Annotated in this window: 14 protein-coding genes and 1 pseudogene; 2 read left to right on the top strand and 13 right to left on the bottom strand. The window is 72.0% G+C overall.

What is annotated here, in order from left to right:
* Window positions 1-11: 11 nt before the first annotated feature.
* Together Q9250_RS07845 and Q9250_RS07840 are read left to right on the top strand one after the other, a co-directional pair.
* On the top strand, window positions 12-1,124 hold the full coding sequence (locus Q9250_RS07845; protein WP_306231310.1) for a DUF1611 domain-containing protein: 1,113 nt from the start codon (window positions 12-14) through the stop codon (window positions 1,122-1,124).
* Window positions 1,121-2,845: an ABC transporter ATP-binding protein gene (locus Q9250_RS07840; RefSeq protein ID WP_306231309.1), complete on the top strand. Its 1,725-nt coding sequence runs from the start codon at window positions 1,121-1,123 to the stop codon at window positions 2,843-2,845. Before Q9250_RS07845 ends, Q9250_RS07840 begins: the two co-directional genes overlap by 4 nt.
* Here Q9250_RS07840 and Q9250_RS07835 read toward each other — a convergent pair.
* From Q9250_RS07835 to Q9250_RS07775, 13 genes and pseudogenes are all read right to left on the bottom strand, one after another.
* The gene (locus tag Q9250_RS07835; RefSeq protein WP_306231308.1) at window positions 2,842-3,318 is read right to left on the bottom strand and encodes an SRPBCC domain-containing protein; all 477 of its coding nucleotides are present in this window, start codon (window positions 3,316-3,318) and stop codon (window positions 2,842-2,844) included. The two genes, Q9250_RS07840 and Q9250_RS07835, sit on opposite strands and share 4 nt — an antisense overlap.
* Window positions 3,319-3,320: 2 nt before the next feature.
* Window positions 3,321-3,662 (bottom strand): ArsR/SmtB family transcription factor, encoded by a 342-nt coding sequence (locus Q9250_RS07830; protein ID WP_306231307.1) that lies wholly within the window; start codon window positions 3,660-3,662, stop codon window positions 3,321-3,323.
* Window positions 3,663-3,764: 102 nt separating this feature from the next.
* Complete coding sequence (locus Q9250_RS07825) at window positions 3,765-4,925, bottom strand: heparan-alpha-glucosaminide N-acetyltransferase domain-containing protein (RefSeq protein WP_306231306.1); 1,161 nt, start codon at window positions 4,923-4,925, stop codon at window positions 3,765-3,767.
* A 91-nt stretch (window positions 4,926-5,016) separates the two neighbouring features.
* Entirely contained in the window at window positions 5,017-5,958 is a 942-nt protein-coding gene (glpX, locus tag Q9250_RS07820) for a class II fructose-bisphosphatase (RefSeq protein WP_306233954.1), read from the bottom strand.
* Between the two features lie 194 nt (window positions 5,959-6,152).
* Window positions 6,153-6,776 (bottom strand): DAK2 domain-containing protein, encoded by a 624-nt coding sequence (locus Q9250_RS07815; protein WP_306231305.1) that lies wholly within the window; start codon window positions 6,774-6,776, stop codon window positions 6,153-6,155.
* Between the two features lie 196 nt (window positions 6,777-6,972).
* A pseudogene (locus Q9250_RS07810) lies at window positions 6,973-7,293 on the bottom strand (MFS transporter); the annotation flags it as partial.
* 147 nt (window positions 7,294-7,440) lie between these two features.
* Window positions 7,441-8,856 (bottom strand): Nramp family divalent metal transporter, encoded by a 1,416-nt coding sequence (locus Q9250_RS07805; RefSeq protein WP_306231304.1) that lies wholly within the window; start codon window positions 8,854-8,856, stop codon window positions 7,441-7,443.
* Window positions 8,857-8,883: 27 nt separating this feature from the next.
* Complete coding sequence (locus tag Q9250_RS07800; protein ID WP_306231303.1) at window positions 8,884-9,936, bottom strand: zinc-dependent alcohol dehydrogenase; 1,053 nt, start codon at window positions 9,934-9,936, stop codon at window positions 8,884-8,886.
* A 40-nt stretch (window positions 9,937-9,976) separates the two neighbouring features.
* Window positions 9,977-10,732, bottom strand: a complete 756-nt coding sequence (locus Q9250_RS07795) for a TIM barrel protein (protein ID WP_306231302.1) — start codon at window positions 10,730-10,732, stop codon at window positions 9,977-9,979.
* The gene (locus tag Q9250_RS07790) at window positions 10,729-11,679 is read right to left on the bottom strand and encodes a sugar phosphate isomerase/epimerase family protein (protein ID WP_306231301.1); all 951 of its coding nucleotides are present in this window, start codon (window positions 11,677-11,679) and stop codon (window positions 10,729-10,731) included. The genes Q9250_RS07795 and Q9250_RS07790 overlap by 4 nt, the downstream gene beginning before the upstream one ends.
* Before the next feature lie 157 nt (window positions 11,680-11,836).
* Complete coding sequence (locus tag Q9250_RS07785) at window positions 11,837-12,553, bottom strand: GntR family transcriptional regulator (protein WP_306231300.1); 717 nt, start codon at window positions 12,551-12,553, stop codon at window positions 11,837-11,839.
* Window positions 12,550-13,308 carry a triose-phosphate isomerase family protein gene (locus Q9250_RS07780; RefSeq protein WP_306231299.1) on the bottom strand — a complete coding sequence of 253 codons (759 nt, stop codon included), beginning with the start codon at window positions 13,306-13,308 and terminating at the stop codon, window positions 12,550-12,552. The genes Q9250_RS07785 and Q9250_RS07780 overlap by 4 nt, the downstream gene beginning before the upstream one ends.
* An 8-nt stretch (window positions 13,309-13,316) precedes the next feature.
* A complete protein-coding gene (locus tag Q9250_RS07775) occupies window positions 13,317-13,772 on the bottom strand; it encodes a ribose-5-phosphate isomerase (RefSeq protein WP_306231298.1) in 456 nt (151 codons plus the stop codon).

The raw sequence follows: 13,772 nt of genomic DNA, 5'->3' as shown, positions 1-13,772 counted from the left end.
GAGGAGCCATCATGCAGACGACCACCCTGACCGCCGCCGCAGCCCACCGCACCGACGCGCAGCACGGCCTCGACGCATCCGCCGCCCCCCTGCCGGCGGGCGCGCTCACCCGCGTCAAGCGTGCCTACTCGACCCGCCGCGTCGACCTCGGCCGGGCCGTCGCCACCCGCACCGACCTCGCGCCCGCGAACGGCGACCTCGTGCTTGCGACCGTCACCGCGCTCGGCCAGCACCGCAGGCTCGAGCTGCCCGACGGCCGCCGCGCCCCGCTGCGCGAGGGCGAGCAGATCGTCGTGGCGTTCTCGAACCGCTACGCTCCCGACCAGTTCGAGGCCGTCGTGCCCGACGACCTCGGCCCCACGAGCCTCGTCGCCGGCGGCGGGCTCGCCGGCCGGGTGCTGAGCCGCCACGCCGGCATGGCCGAGGCGACGGCGCTGCTGCCCGTCGGCCTCCTCGCCGACGCCGACGGCCGCGTGCTCAACGTCGCCGACGGCGCGCTCTCCCCCGAGGCCGCGCCGCAGCGGCCGCCGGTGATCGCCGTCGTCGGCGCCTCGATGAACTCCGGCAAGACCACCACCGCTGCGAAGCTCGTCCAGGGCATCACCGCCGGCGGCGTGCGGGTCGGCGCCATCAAGATCACCGGCACCGGCTCCGGCGGCGACATCTGGTCGTTCCGCGACCACGGCGCGCACACCGCCTACGACTTCTCCGACTTCGGCCACGCATCCACGGCGGGCATGGGCGTCGACGCGGTCGCGCGGATCCTGCGCGGGGGCATCGCCCAGCTCACCGCCGACGGCGCGCAGGCGATCGTCATCGAGGTCGCCGACGGCGTCTTCCAGCACGAGACCGCCGCCATCATCGAGCACGACGCGTTCGACGAGCTCGTCGACGCCGTGCTGTTCGCCGCCCCCGACGCCCTCTCGGCGCTCGGCGGCGCGGCGTGGCTGACCTCCCGGGGCCGCGCCCCGATCGCGCTCTCCGGCGTCGTCACCGCATCCGCCCTCGCCACCCGCGAGCTGCGGGCCGAGACCGCGACGCCGGTGTGGGACATCGCCCAGCTCACCGACGCCGCGCACGCCAAGGGCGTGCTCGTGACCGCTCGCGAGCGCCGCGACCGATGACGCGCGAGCCCCGCCTCCCCCGCCCGCTCGAGCGCGGCAGGATCGGCTCCTTCGTGCTGCTGGTGGCGATCGGCGTCGGACAGGCGCTGGGCGCGATCGGCCTCGCGCTGCTGGTGCAGCTCGCCTTCGAGGTGGTCGTGACGGCCTGGGCCACGCCCGAGACCGCCGACGACCCCGACCTGCGGCGCCTGCTCGGCGTCATCGGGCTGCTCACGGCCGCGGTGCTGGTGGCCGCCTGGTGCCGCGCCGCCGAGCGCGGCGTCGCCGAGCGCATGGGCCAGCACTACGTGCAGCAGGTGCGCGACCGCCTCTTCCACCACCTCACCCGGGTGCCGGCGCGCACCCTCGGCCGCAAGGCATCCGGAGCCCTGCTGCTGCGCTTCGTCGGCGACCTCTCGGCGCTGCGCACCTGGGTGAGCCTCGGCCTGTCGCGATTGGTGGTGAGCGGGGTCGCGGTGGCGCTCGTGCTGGCCGTGCTCGCCACCATCGCGCCGCGGCTGACGGCGGCCGTCGCCACCGCGCTGCTGATCGGCACCATCGCGACCGTCGCCGTTGGGATGAGCCTGGCGGATGCGTCGCTGACGGCCCGTCGTCGTCGCGCGCGGCTCTCGGGCGAGGTCTCGGAGCGGCTCGCGAACGTCGGCGTGCTGCAGGCCTCTGGCCAGGAGCGGCGCGAGCGGCGGCGCATCGGCCGGAAGGGCGCGGCGGTGGCCGATGCCATGGTCGCGCAGGCGAAGGCCTCGGGCGTCGCGCGCGGCGTCGCCGAGGCCACCGGCGGCGTGGCGACGATCGCGGTGCTCATCGCCGGCGCGCTCGACGTGCGCCTGGGCGGCACGTCGCCGGCGGCGATCGTGGGCGCGCTCACGGTCGTCGGCATGCTCGCGACGCACCTGCGCGACCTTGGCCGCGTCGCCGAGTACCACGCGGGCGCCCGCGTCGCCCGCGACGCGGCGGTGCGGTTCCTGCAGCTCGAGCCGCTCGCCGACCCGGCGGGCCTGCCCGAGCTGCCTGAGGGCCAGGGCGCCCTCTCGCTGCACGACGTGGCGCTCGAGCCCGGGCTCGCGGGGGTCACGGCGCACGCCCTGCCCGGCCAGACGATCGCGATCGTCGGCGGCAACGGCGCCGGCAAGTCGACCCTCGGCAGCGTCGCGGCGCGGCTCGTCGACCCCGACGACGGCACCGTCGTGCTCGACGGCGCCGACCTGCGGGGGGTGCGGCTGCGCTCCACCCGCCGGGCGATCGGCGTGGTCGGGCCCGACCTGCCGCTGATGCGCGGCAGCCTCGAGCGCAACGTGCGCTACCGCCACCCGCGGATCGACGCGGCCGAGGTCGAGCGGGTCGCGCGGCTGACCGGCGTCGACCGGCTGGCCGAGCAGCTCGCCGACGGCTGGGCGAGCGACGTCGGCGAGGGCGGCCGGCGCCTCTCGGCCGGGCAGCGCACCCGCGTCGCCCTCGCCCGCGCGATGCTCGGCGACCCGCGCATCCTGGTGCTCGACGAGGCCGACGCGCACCTCGACGTGCAGACCCGCGAGCTGCTGCGCACGGTGGTGCGGGGCCGCACCGGCACCACGCTGGTGATCACCCACGATGCCGAGCTGGCCGCATCCGCCGATCTTCTCTGGCACCTCGAGCAGGGCCGCCTCGTGGCGGCGGGGCCGCCCCGCGAGCTGCTCTCGGGCGACGGCCCCACGGCGCGGCTGTTCGGGCGCGCGGCCGCCTAGCCCCCGCGGCTCGCGCGCCGCAGGAAGCCGGCCTCGATGCCCTCGTCCATACCGGATGCGTAGGCGCCGTCGCGCGTCTCCTTCGAGTCGTAGACGATCACCGTGCGCATGGTCGTGACGCCGTCGTGCTCGTCGAACGTGACCGTGCTGGTCGAGGGCGGGAGCTCCATGCCGCCCATCGCCGAGCCGCCCATGTGCTCGGTCGTCACCATGCGGCGGGGCTCCTCGGCCTCGAGCACGTCGCCCCAGATCTCGAGCTCGCCGTCGTCGTCGACCCACTGCCAGCGGAAGCTGCCGCCGGGCCGGATGTCCATCTCGCAGACGAGGAACGCGGTGTCGGGGTTGGGCCCGAGCATCCAGGTGCGGACGATTTCGGGGTCGGTGTAGGCCTGCCAGACCTCGGATGCCGGGGCGCGGAACTCGCGCTCGTAGGCGATCGAGGTGTCGTCGGGGAGGCTGAATCGGGTCTGCATGATCACTCCTTGTCGGTTCCCGACGAGAGATGCGCCTCGAGGCGGTCGAGTCGGGCGTCGACCTCCTGCTCGAACTGCGAGACGAAGACGGCAGCGCGGATGAGCGGCGCGAGCTCGATGATGCGGTGGATGCGCTGCGCGTCGCGCTCGGACCGCACCAGCCCGGCATCCCCCAGCACCTTGAGGTGCTTCGAGACTGCGGGCTGGCTGAGCCCTGCGAGCGCGGTGAGCTCGGTGACGGTCGCCGGACCCGAGCGCAGCCGCAGCAGGATGCGGCGGCGCGTGCGGTCGGAGAGGGCGGCGAAGATGCGGTCGAGCGTCTCGTCGTCGAGCTGCTTCGGCATCGGGTCACCACCTTCCATCACCAGTTGGTTCTATAACCAGTTGGCAATGTACACCGGAGTGAACGCACGGTCAAGCGCTGCGACCGCACGTGCGCGCCACGCTCAGGAGGGTGCGGTGGCGCGGCCCGCGGCTGCGCCGGCGATGCGCCCGATCAGCCGTTCGAGCGGCCCGCGAGCGCCCGTGGCGGCCAGCAGCGCCCCGATCGCGAGCGCCACCGCGAGCTGCAGCGCCCAGGCGCCCCAGCCGTGCACCAGCCCAGGAGCGACCCCCGCCAGCGCCGCGGCCATCGTCGACACCAGCACCACGTGCACGACGTAGATCGTCAGCGGCGCCCCGCCGGCCGCCCGCAGCGGCTCGAGCACCCGCACGGCCGCGCGAGGCAGCAGCGAGACCGCGAGGCCGAGCAGCCCGATCACCAGCAGCGCGATGCCGACCGTGCGGGCGATGTCGGTCGGGGTTCCCGAGTGCGGCGCCGCGACCAGCTGCCACGCGGGCTCCAGCCCTGGCACCGCGCCGTAGCCGTTCGCCAGGATCACGTCGCGGGCGGCATCCCCGAGCGCTGCGTAGGTCGATGCGGCGAGCACCCGAACGCCCAGCTCGCTGAGCGGGAGCGCCGCAGCGACCAGCACCGCGCCGAGCGCGGCGAGCCCCGCGAGCACGACGCGCTCGCGGCCGCCTCGACGCGCCGCCAGCAGCGCCCGTGCGACGAGCATGCCGACGAGCAGGTAGACGAGCCAGGTGACGACCGGATACACGCCCGTCAGCAGCACGCCGAGCGCCGGATCGACCAGCGCCATCGGCGCGCCGCCCCGCTCGAGCGCCGGCAGCAGCTCGTGGCGCCCGAGCGCGGCGAGCGTGCCGCCGCCCGCCCACAGCGCTGCGGCGACCACCGCGATCGCCCACGACCGCGCGACCAGCAGCAGGCCCGCGAGCACGATCGAGACGCCGAACGGCACGAGCACCACGAACACGGCGGTCGCGAGCGGCGCGATCAGCACGCCGAGCGCCGCGACCAGCAGCCCGCGCACCGCCGTCGAGCGCAGCGCTCCCCCGCGGTCGCCCGCAGCCAGCCTGGTGCGGGCCGCCAGCACCACGCTCACGCCGCCGAGCACGGCGAAGAGCGTCGAGGGTGGCCCGTCGACGAGCGCCACGACCGCGGCAGGCCGCTCGGGCTCGGCGTTCAGCACCGTGTGGGCGGCCATCATCCCCGCGACGGCGACGAGCCTCGCGAGGTCGATGCCCACCAGGCGCCCGGTCTCCACGCGCCCATCGTGCCGCATGTCGGTCGCGCGGCCCTATGCATCCGCCCCTGTTGTGGACGACCCGCGCTGTGCAGCAGGCGGGCCGGTCAGCTCAGCTCGCGTCGAGCCACTTCTCGGCGCGGTGCTCGGCGATGACGCGGCGCGCGGTGCCGGTCTTCGAGCGCAGCACGAGCGACTCGGTGCGGATCAGCGGGCCCTTGCGGCGCACGCCGTCGAGCAGCTGGCCGTCGGTGACGCCGGTGGCGACGAAGTAGGTGTTGTCGCTCGAGACGAGGTCGTTCAGCGCCAGCACCCGCGTCAGGTCGTGGCCCGCGGCCACCACGTTGCGGTGCTCCTCGTCGCTCTGCGGGGCGAGGCGGCCCTCCATGAAGCCGCCCAGCGCCTTGATCGCGCACGCGGTGATGACGCCCTCGGGCGTGCCGCCGGCGCCGATGCACAGGTCGATGCGCGACTCCCAGCGCGCCGCGTTGATGCCGCCGGCGACGTCGCCGTCGCGCATCAGGCGGGTGCCGGCACCTGCCGCGCGGATCTCCTCGATGAGCTCGGCGTGGCGCGGGCGGTCGAGGATCGCGACGACGATCTCGCCGACGTCCTTGTGCTTGGCACGCGCGAGCTCGCGGATGTTGTCGCCCACCGACTGCTCGAGCGAGATGACGCCGTGCGCCTCGGGGCCCGCAACGATCTTGTCCATGTAGAAGGCGTCGACCGGGTCGTACATCGTGCCGCGATCGGCGACGGCGATGACGCTGAGCGCGTTCTGGCGGCCGGCGGCCGTGAGTGACGTGCCGTCGATCGGGTCGACCGCGATGTCGCAGGAGGGACCGCGGCCGTTGCCGACGTGCTCGCCGTTGAAGAGCATCGGTGCCTCGTCCTTCTCGCCCTCGCCGATGACGATCACGCCGTCGAACGCGACGGTCGCCAGGAACGTGCGCATGGCGTCGACCGCCGCGCCGTCGGCGGCGTTCTTGTCGCCGCGGCCGATGAACGGCACCGCTCGGATCGCCGCCGCCTCGGTGGCGCGCACGAGCTCCATCGCGAGGTTGCGGTCGGGGTGCTCGAAGACCGGGGCCTTCGACGGGTCGCTCTGCGGCACGGGTGTCCTCCATCGGATCAGGGCTTGCTTTTCGAGCCTACTGAGCGGATGCGCCCACCCCGTCATGCGGGCGGCCGAAAGTCGTGCGCTTCCTTCGCCGGGCGGCGACATCGACGGTCGGCCGGGTGCGAGCCTCAGGCGCCGTCGGCGCCGTCCGCCTCGTCGTCATCGCCCTCGGCGAGGGCCGCCGCGAGCGCGCCGAGGATGACCGCCGACGAAGTGGCGCCCGGGTCGGGGTAGCCGAGATCCGCGTTCGAGGCGTCGAAGCGGTCCTCGATGGCGGCCGTCTCGAGCGCCGCCTCCTCGGCGACGCCGGCCGCGTGGGCCGTCGCGTCGGCGAGCGACTCGCCGCGCGTGAGGTGCACGTGCGCGTCGCCGAGCGCTGGCGCGAGCGTGTCGACGATCGACTTGTCGCCGATGTGGGCGTCGGTCGACGCCTCGAGCGTGCGCAGCGCGGCGTCGACCATGGCGAGCGGGCCGTCGGGCTCGGCGTCGGCGGCGGCGGCGAGCACCTTGCCCCAGAGAGGATTCGCGAATCCTTCTCCCTGGCCCCACGCCTCGGCGGCCGCGTGGAGGGCGCGCCCCTCGGGCGCGGCCTGTGCCGCGTCGCGCGCGGCCGTCGCGCCGGCGAGGATGTGCTGGCCGTGGTTGCCGTCGCTCGCGACCGCGTCGAGCTCGTCGATCTCGGCGCTCACCTCGTCGAGCGACGAGACGATGCGGTCGAGCGCTGCGCGGACGATGTCGTCGTGCTGCTGCATGGTGGCCTCCTCAGCCGGGGCGGTCGCCGCCGTCTGCCAGAAGCCTAGGGGTGCGGCCCTGGGCCGCGGGAGCCCGGGGGGACGCGACAGGCCGGATCGGGTGTCGCGGGCCCGATCCGGCCTGGCCGCGCATCCGAGGATGGGCGGGTGCTCGTGGCGCCGTCGCCCGGTCGAGGACCGGGCGACGGCGGTCCGGTCAGTGCCCGGGCGCCACGACCTCGGCTTCGGCGTCCTTCTCGGCCTCGAGCAGCGCATCCGCCTTCGCGCTGAAGAACTTCGTGCCGAAGAGCATCGCCGCCGCGAGGAAGGCGAACACGCCGAGCGAGACGACGCCCCAGGCGCCGGAGTCCGTCGGGACGGCCTCGTTGATGCCCGTGCGCATGATGGGGGCGACGAAGCCGCCGAGGTTGCCGAGCGAGTTGATGAGGCCGATGCCCGCGGCCGCCGCCGTGCCCGTGAGGAAGGCCGTCGGGTACGACCAGGTGATCGGGCCCACCGACAGGAAGCCCAGCGGGGCTCCGCACGGTGGGGAACATGAAGAGGCCGGATCGGGTGTCGCGGTTCCCGACCCGGCCTCGTGTGCATCCGTTGGGGATGCACGTCTTGCTGCGGCGTCAGCGCGCCCGATCGCCATTCGGCGCGTGAGTGCTGAGCCGACGCTCGATCAGCCCAAGCTGAGCCCGAACACCGTGAGCACCGTGTAGATGCCGAGCACGGCGATCGCGGCGCTCGAGATCACGAGCAGCACCAGCCATGCCTTCGACCCGAGGGCGCTCCGATCGGTCTCCGTGCGACGCAAGTACCAGGTTCCCACCACGACAGCGAGCAGGAAGATGCCGGTCGCGATGCCGCCGATCTGCACCATCAGCACGGGCGCGCGGAAGACGAGGTACATCAGGCCCCACGCGATGGGGAGGAACACCGTGAAGATGCGGATGAAGAGCATCCGCTTCTTGATGTCGCGTTGCCAGTCGAACGCGCCGACGTTGGCGAAGAAGTTCGCCCACAGTCGCGAATGGCTCGGCACGGCGGCCCACAGCGTCGAGGCGAGCGCGGCCAGCGCGGCGATCAGGAAGGCGTACATCGCCCATTCGCCGACCAGGTCGGTGTACATGCGCGCCAGCGTGGTGATCACGTCGTTGCCCGCAGGGACGAGGCCCTGGGGGTGCAGCACGGCAGCGCCCATGATGTAGAAGCCGAGCGTGGTGGACGTGTAGATCACCCAGGACAGCCAGGAGTCGCGCTTCATCACCTTGATCCAGCCGTCGGCGCGCTGCTTCCACTCCTCGGACCCGTCGTTCGGACCCGTGTAGGAGGCGTAGCCCTTCTCCACGACCCAGTAGGTGTAGAAGGTGATCTCGTCGGAGCCGACGCCCGTGATGCCGAACATCGCGATGGCGACGCCGACCGCAGGCAGGGTGAGGCTGAGGCCGAGGGCGATCTCCTCCCAGCCGTAGGCGAACGGGGTGAACGGCAGGCCGAGTGCCATGACGACCGTGAGCAGCGAGAACGTGACCACGAGGGCGGTCGACACTGCCTCGATCAAGCCGTACTTGTTCGAGTAGAGGAAGGCGATGCTCGTGATGACCACGATGCCGGTCCAGATCGCCAGCGTCGTCGGGTTGAGCGGTTCCCCGCCGAACGGGAACAGCAGGCTGAGCGCGACTGCCGTGCCTCCTGCCACGCCACCCATCTGCGTGATCTTGGCGATCGCCATCAGGAGCCAGAGCCAGGTGATCCAGCCGGCCTTGCCGATCTTCGGCGGCACGCGGTTGAAGCCGGTGAGGCCAGTCTGACCGGTGGTGATCGACCACTTCGCCAGCTCGATCTGGATCGCCACCTTGACGAAGGTGGAGATGATGACGAGCCAGAGCAGCGCGAAGCCGACCTCGGCTCCGGCCGCCGTCGTGGCGATGAGCTCACCGGAGCCGACGATCGAAGCCGACATGATGAGTCCGGGACCGAAGTACCGCATGCTCTTGCGCCAGCCCTTCGGCGGCTCCTTGATGTTCTTCTGGTGCAGTGTGTACGGATCGTCGATCGGCTCGACGGCATCCTGCGCGGTGGTCGCTGCAGACATCGTTGTCTCTTCTCTTCTTGGTGCGGGTCAGACGGCAGGGACGCCGTTGGGATAGAGGATGATCTTGTTCGACTCGCCGCTGAGCATGTCGATGACCGGGCCCAGCTCGCCCATCTCCAGGCGATCCGTGATCAGCCAGTCGAGGTCGAGCTTTCCGGTGCGGATCAGCAGGGCGAGGTCCTCCCAGGTGTCCCACAGCAGGCGTCCGTAGATGCCGCGCAGGGTGATCTCCTTCTTGTTGATCACCTCGGAGATGCGGATGGGCACCGGCTCGCCGGCGTGGCCGACGCTGATGAAGGTGCCGTTGCGGCGGAGCATGTCGAACAGTGCGGGGTACGCGCCGGCGAAGCCGGAGACCTCGAAGACGAGGTCGACGCCGCCGCGGTAGGCGTGCTGCTGGGCGATGTACTCCTGAGCCTCGGCCCCGGGAGCGAAGACGGTCGCGCCGCGCTGCTCGGCGAGCCCCCGACGGAACGCGTTCGGCTCGAGGGCGATCACCTCTGCCGCTCCGAGCATGCGCGCGAAGTCGATGATCAGCAGACCGATCGGACCGCAGCCCGAGACCACCACGACGTTGGCCGCGATCTGCTTGTCGGCGCGCTGGATCGCGTGCCAGGCGACGCCTGCCGGCTCGAGCAGGGTGGCGACCTCGAACGACATCTCGTCGGGGATCGGGAAGGCCATGCTGGCCGGGACGGAGGCCCGCTCGGCGAAGACGCCGTTGATGTCGGCCGCGAGCAGGCGCATGTCGTTGCAGTTGTGGCCGTTGCCGGTGCGGCACTGGTAGCACGAACCGCAGGGGGCGTGCGAGTCCAGCGCGACGCGGTCGCCGACGGCGAACTTCGTCACGGCCTTGCCGGTCTCGATGACGACGCCGGAGCCCTCGTGCCCGAGCACGCACGGGAAGTTCAGGTTGAAGCCCTGTGCGGCGGTCGTCCAGTTGTAGAAGCTGCGGTCGGAGCCGCAGACCGAGGTCGCCTTGATGTCGATCAGGATCTCGTCGTCGGCGACGGTGGGCTCTGGGAAGTCGGTGACGTAGTCAGCCCCGGGCTGGGGGCCGCTCTTGATGATGGCCTTCATGGATCGCTCCTATCAGCGGGTCGCAGATGGTGTGGCTGGATCAGCCGAGGTATTCGAGGGAAATCTCCCCCGTGTAGCCGACGCGGTCGAGTCGCTCCTCGAGCGCGTCGAAGTCGATCGCGCCGGTGCCCGGTCTGCCCCTGCCGGGGAAGTCGGCGAACTGGACGTGACGGATGCGGGGACCCAGCTCGTCGATCGCGCGCTCGAGCTCGACCCCGTTGGCGGCGAGGTGGAACGTGTCGAAGAGCACGCCGATGTTGGGCACGTCCGGCAGGAACGCGTCCAGGAAGTCCGCTGCATCCTGCGCGGTGCGCATGGGATAGTCCGGGTTGCCGTCGCGCGTGAGCGGCTCGATCAGCAGCGTCCCTCCGAATGTCGCCACCCGCTCGCAGGCTGCGGCGTAGCGCTCGGCGGCACTCGCCAGTTGCTCGTCGCGCGTCCAGCGGTCGCTCCGGAGATTGCCGAAGGTCACGTTGAACAGGCGCGGGCCGAGCTGCCGGTGCACCTCGGCGACGGCCTCGATCGACTGGTCGAACTCCTGCTCGCGGTCGGGTAGCGCCGCCATCCCGCGCTCGCCGGCTTCGCGGTCGCCACCGTGTGCGTTGATCGCGACCAGCTCGAGCCCTGCCGCGCGCAGAGCGTCCACGAACCGCGCGACATCCTCAGGTGCCGGCGTGGCGGAGGAGAACTCCCACCAGGACTCCACCCGGGTGAAGCCGGCTGCCGCCGCAGCCGCGGGGCGCGCGTCGCGCTCGAGCCCGCGGAAGACGGTGGAGAGGTTGACGGCCGGCTTCATCGTGCGGCTTCTCGGGCTTCGACCGGCAGCAGGCTCGATGCCGAGCGCAGCACGCCGCGGACGTACTGCGCGTTCGCCGCACCGACGCCCAGCCAGTCGCCGCCGTAGTGCTCGGTCTGGAAGGCGCCGCGATACCCGAGGCGGAGCGCCTGACGGATGACCGAGCGATAGTCGATCAGTCCCGACTCCAGCGGCGCCGGGGCGGAGAAGTACGCGCCGGTCGCAGGGTCCTCATCGCGGAGATAGTTCTTGATGTGCCAGTAGTTGGCGTAGGGCAGCACCTGGTCGAACATCGACTGGTAGCTCACGATCGGCCGGTGCAGGCGGATCAGGTTGCCGATGTCGGGGTTCAGCCCGACTGCAGGGTGGTCCGTGTCACGGACGAACGAGACGGCCTCCTCGGCGGAGCCCGTGTACGTGTCCTCGTACATCTCGAGGCTGATCTGCATGCCGTTGCGCTGCGCGTGGTCACCCAGCTCTCGGATGCGCTCGATGGCGAGCGGGCGGAGCGCCGGGTCGTCCACGTGGCCGTTCTCATGCCAGAACCACAGCGCGCGCGACTGCGCTTCGGTGAGGCTGCTCATGAAGCCCACGTTGAGCACTCCGGCACCGATCTCTGCGCCGAGGTCGAGCATCCGGTGCATCATCGCGACGTGGGCAGCACCATGCTCGACGTCCACCGGGCTGCGGCGCCCGAAGGAGATGGCCGGCACGCCGACGCCATGCCGCCCGAGGAGCCGCTTGAACTCGACGAAGCGCTCCGGAGACAGCTCGGTGAGGTTGATCCAGTCATCGATCGGATCGATCCACCGATAGCCGAGATCCGTGACCTGCGCGACCTGCTCGTCCCAAACGCTCACCGGCGCCTGCGTGAGCGGCGTGCCGTCGGGTGCGTTGGCACCGAAGTTCATCTTCGCCGCGATCGGCCAATCGTCTGCGCTGTACACGCTCACTCCTCGTCCCTGAGGGGAATCCTATCGATCCTCGTTCCAAGATCCTATAGCATCTTTGAACGAGAGTCCAACTGCGCAGGTCCGCGCGCTGGAGGCGCGCCGGATCGAAGAGACCGGGCCTGCTCCTCAGACTGGTTCGGGGCGCCTGACTTCAGCCTTGGTCGGTCTCGTCGCGCAGCGAGCGCGCGCGCACGCCGCGGATGTGCGCATCGACGGCCTCGACCGCGCTGGCAGCGTCGCCCCGCTCGATCGCCTCGAGCACCGCAGCGTGCTCCGCATGCGCCTCCTCGACATCGCTGACGCCGCGGATCACCGTCTGCCGCATCCGATGCGTCAGCGCTCCGAGATCGTCGTGCATCGCCAGCAGGAAGCGATTCGAAGCGCAATCGAAGATGGCCCGGTGGAAGGCCGCGTCGGCGGCGAAGTATCCGCGCGTGGTCCGAGCCGCGCCGTCCCCTGAGTGCATGGCCTCGGTCACCCGCTCGACCCACTCGTGATGCAGCTCGTGCGCTTGGCGCAGCTGAGGCAACAAGACGGCTGCGTGCGGCATGGCGAGCCGCATCGCCTCGGTCTCCAGCATGAGTCGGGCGTCGAACAGCTCTGAGAGTGCCGCCGGCCCCAGCGGCGGCGCCACCCGGTAGCCCTTGAGCGCCTCGCGGCTGACGAGCCCGGTGCGCTCGAGCTGCACCATCGCCTCCCGCACGGGCGTCGGCGAGACGTCGAGTTGCTTCGCGAGCGTGTCGATCGAGAGTCGCGAGCCCGGCTCGACGCGTCCTTCGAGCAGCATCTCGAGCACGAGCTCGTACACGCGGTCGCGAAGCCCGCGACGCTCGAGCTCGCCGCCGTGCAGCGGCAGTGGCGTCGTCATCGGGTCTCCCCCAGCTCGTGGACCTCATCGAGGATCGCAGCGAACGCCGCCGGATCATGTGCGAAGCGCCCGAGGAACATGCCGTCGACGCTGTCGGCGATGCGCGGCAGCAGCCCGGGCCCGGCGCTGCCGCCGTAGATCACCTGCGCGTCGAGCGGGTCGTCGGCGAGGTGCTCGCGGAGCGCGCCGGCCACCGCCCTGATGTGGTCGTCCGGCGCCGGCTGCGGCGCCCCGATCGCCCAGACGGGCTCGTAGGCGACCACGAGCCGCCCGGCGGCGCCGGCCTCACGAGCCAGGGTGAGGGATGCGCCCAACTGGCGGACGCAGGCTGCCGCGGCGTCGCCGGGCGAACCCTCCTCCGTCTCACCGATGCACAGCACCGGCGCGATGCCGTGCCGCAGCGCGGCGGCGACCTTCAGCGCGACCGTCGCATCGGTCTCGCCGAACATCGCGCGGCGCTCGGCGTGGCCGATCTCGGCCAGCGCCACGCCGTGCTCGGCGAGCTCGGCCGCCGACACCTCGCCGGTGAAGGCGCCGAAGTCCTCCCAGTGCAGATCCTGCGCGCCCACCAGCATCCCCGCATCCGTCGCCAGCTGCGCGATGTCGGGGATCGACGGGAAGGTGGGGATCACGAACGGCTCGACGAGGCCGCCGCGCACCGCCGGGTGGTCGGCGCAGATCTCGGCGACCGCGCGCGTCCACTCGAGCGTGCGGGCGCGCCCGAAGTACATCTTCAGGCTCGAGCCGATCAGCATGCGGGGGCTCAGCCCTCGTACGCGCAGATGTCGTCGACGTTGGCCTGCGAGTGGCTCGACGGGTCGAACGTGTAGGTCAGCCACTCCTTCGCGAGGCGGCGCGCGAGCTCGATGCCGACGACCCGCTGGCCCATGCAGAGCACCTGCGCGTCGTTCGAGAGCACCGACCGCTCGACCGAGAACGAGTCGTGCGCCGTGACCGCGCGGATGCCGCTGACCTTGTTGGCCGCGATGGCGACGCCGAGGCCCGTGCCGCAGAAGAGCAGCGCCCGGTCGGCCTCGCCCCGCGCGATGCGCTCGGCGGCCTCGATCGCGACCTTCGGGTAGGAGGTCGCGCCGTCGGCGTCGTCGACGCCCACGTCGACGACGGAGGCGACGAGGTCGTGCGCCTCCATGTCGCGCTTCAGGATCTCCTTGTAGTCGAACCCGGCCTTGTCGCTGCCGATGATGAGGCGGATCGCCAT

The sequence above is a fragment of the Agrococcus beijingensis genome, from assembly GCF_030758955.1.
Lineage (GTDB): Bacteria > Actinomycetota > Actinomycetes > Actinomycetales > Microbacteriaceae > Agrococcus > Agrococcus beijingensis.
This window is presented reverse-complemented; position numbering and strand designations above follow the sequence as displayed.

What these genes read in the sequence shown, in the direction of transcription:
- Q9250_RS07845 (WP_306231310.1), top strand. Translation starts at nt 12, where the DNA reads ATGCAGACGACCACCCTGACCGCCGCCGCAGCCCACCGCACCGACGCG.
- Q9250_RS07840 (WP_306231309.1), top strand. Translation starts at nt 1,121, where the DNA reads ATGACGCGCGAGCCCCGCCTCCCCCGCCCGCTCGAGCGCGGCAGGATC.
- Q9250_RS07835 (WP_306231308.1), bottom strand. Translation starts at nt 3,318, where the DNA reads ATGCAGACCCGATTCAGCCTCCCCGACGACACCTCGATCGCCTACGAG.
- Q9250_RS07830 (WP_306231307.1), bottom strand. Translation starts at nt 3,662, where the DNA reads ATGCCGAAGCAGCTCGACGACGAGACGCTCGACCGCATCTTCGCCGCC.
- glpX (WP_306233954.1), bottom strand. Translation starts at nt 5,958, where the DNA reads ATGGAGCTCGTGCGCGCCACCGAGGCGGCGGCGATCCGAGCGGTGCCG.
- Q9250_RS07815 (WP_306231305.1), bottom strand. Translation starts at nt 6,776, where the DNA reads ATGCAGCAGCACGACGACATCGTCCGCGCAGCGCTCGACCGCATCGTC.
- Q9250_RS07805 (WP_306231304.1), bottom strand. Translation starts at nt 8,856, where the DNA reads ATGTCTGCAGCGACCACCGCGCAGGATGCCGTCGAGCCGATCGACGAT.
- Q9250_RS07800 (WP_306231303.1), bottom strand. Translation starts at nt 9,936, where the DNA reads ATGAAGGCCATCATCAAGAGCGGCCCCCAGCCCGGGGCTGACTACGTC.
- Q9250_RS07795 (WP_306231302.1), bottom strand. Translation starts at nt 10,732, where the DNA reads ATGAAGCCGGCCGTCAACCTCTCCACCGTCTTCCGCGGGCTCGAGCGC.
- Q9250_RS07785 (WP_306231300.1), bottom strand. Translation starts at nt 12,553, where the DNA reads ATGACGACGCCACTGCCGCTGCACGGCGGCGAGCTCGAGCGTCGCGGG.
- Q9250_RS07780 (WP_306231299.1), bottom strand. Translation starts at nt 13,308, where the DNA reads ATGCTGATCGGCTCGAGCCTGAAGATGTACTTCGGGCGCGCCCGCACG.
- Q9250_RS07775 (WP_306231298.1), bottom strand. Translation starts at nt 13,772, where the DNA reads ATGGCGATCCGCCTCATCATCGGCAGCGACAAGGCCGGGTTCGACTAC.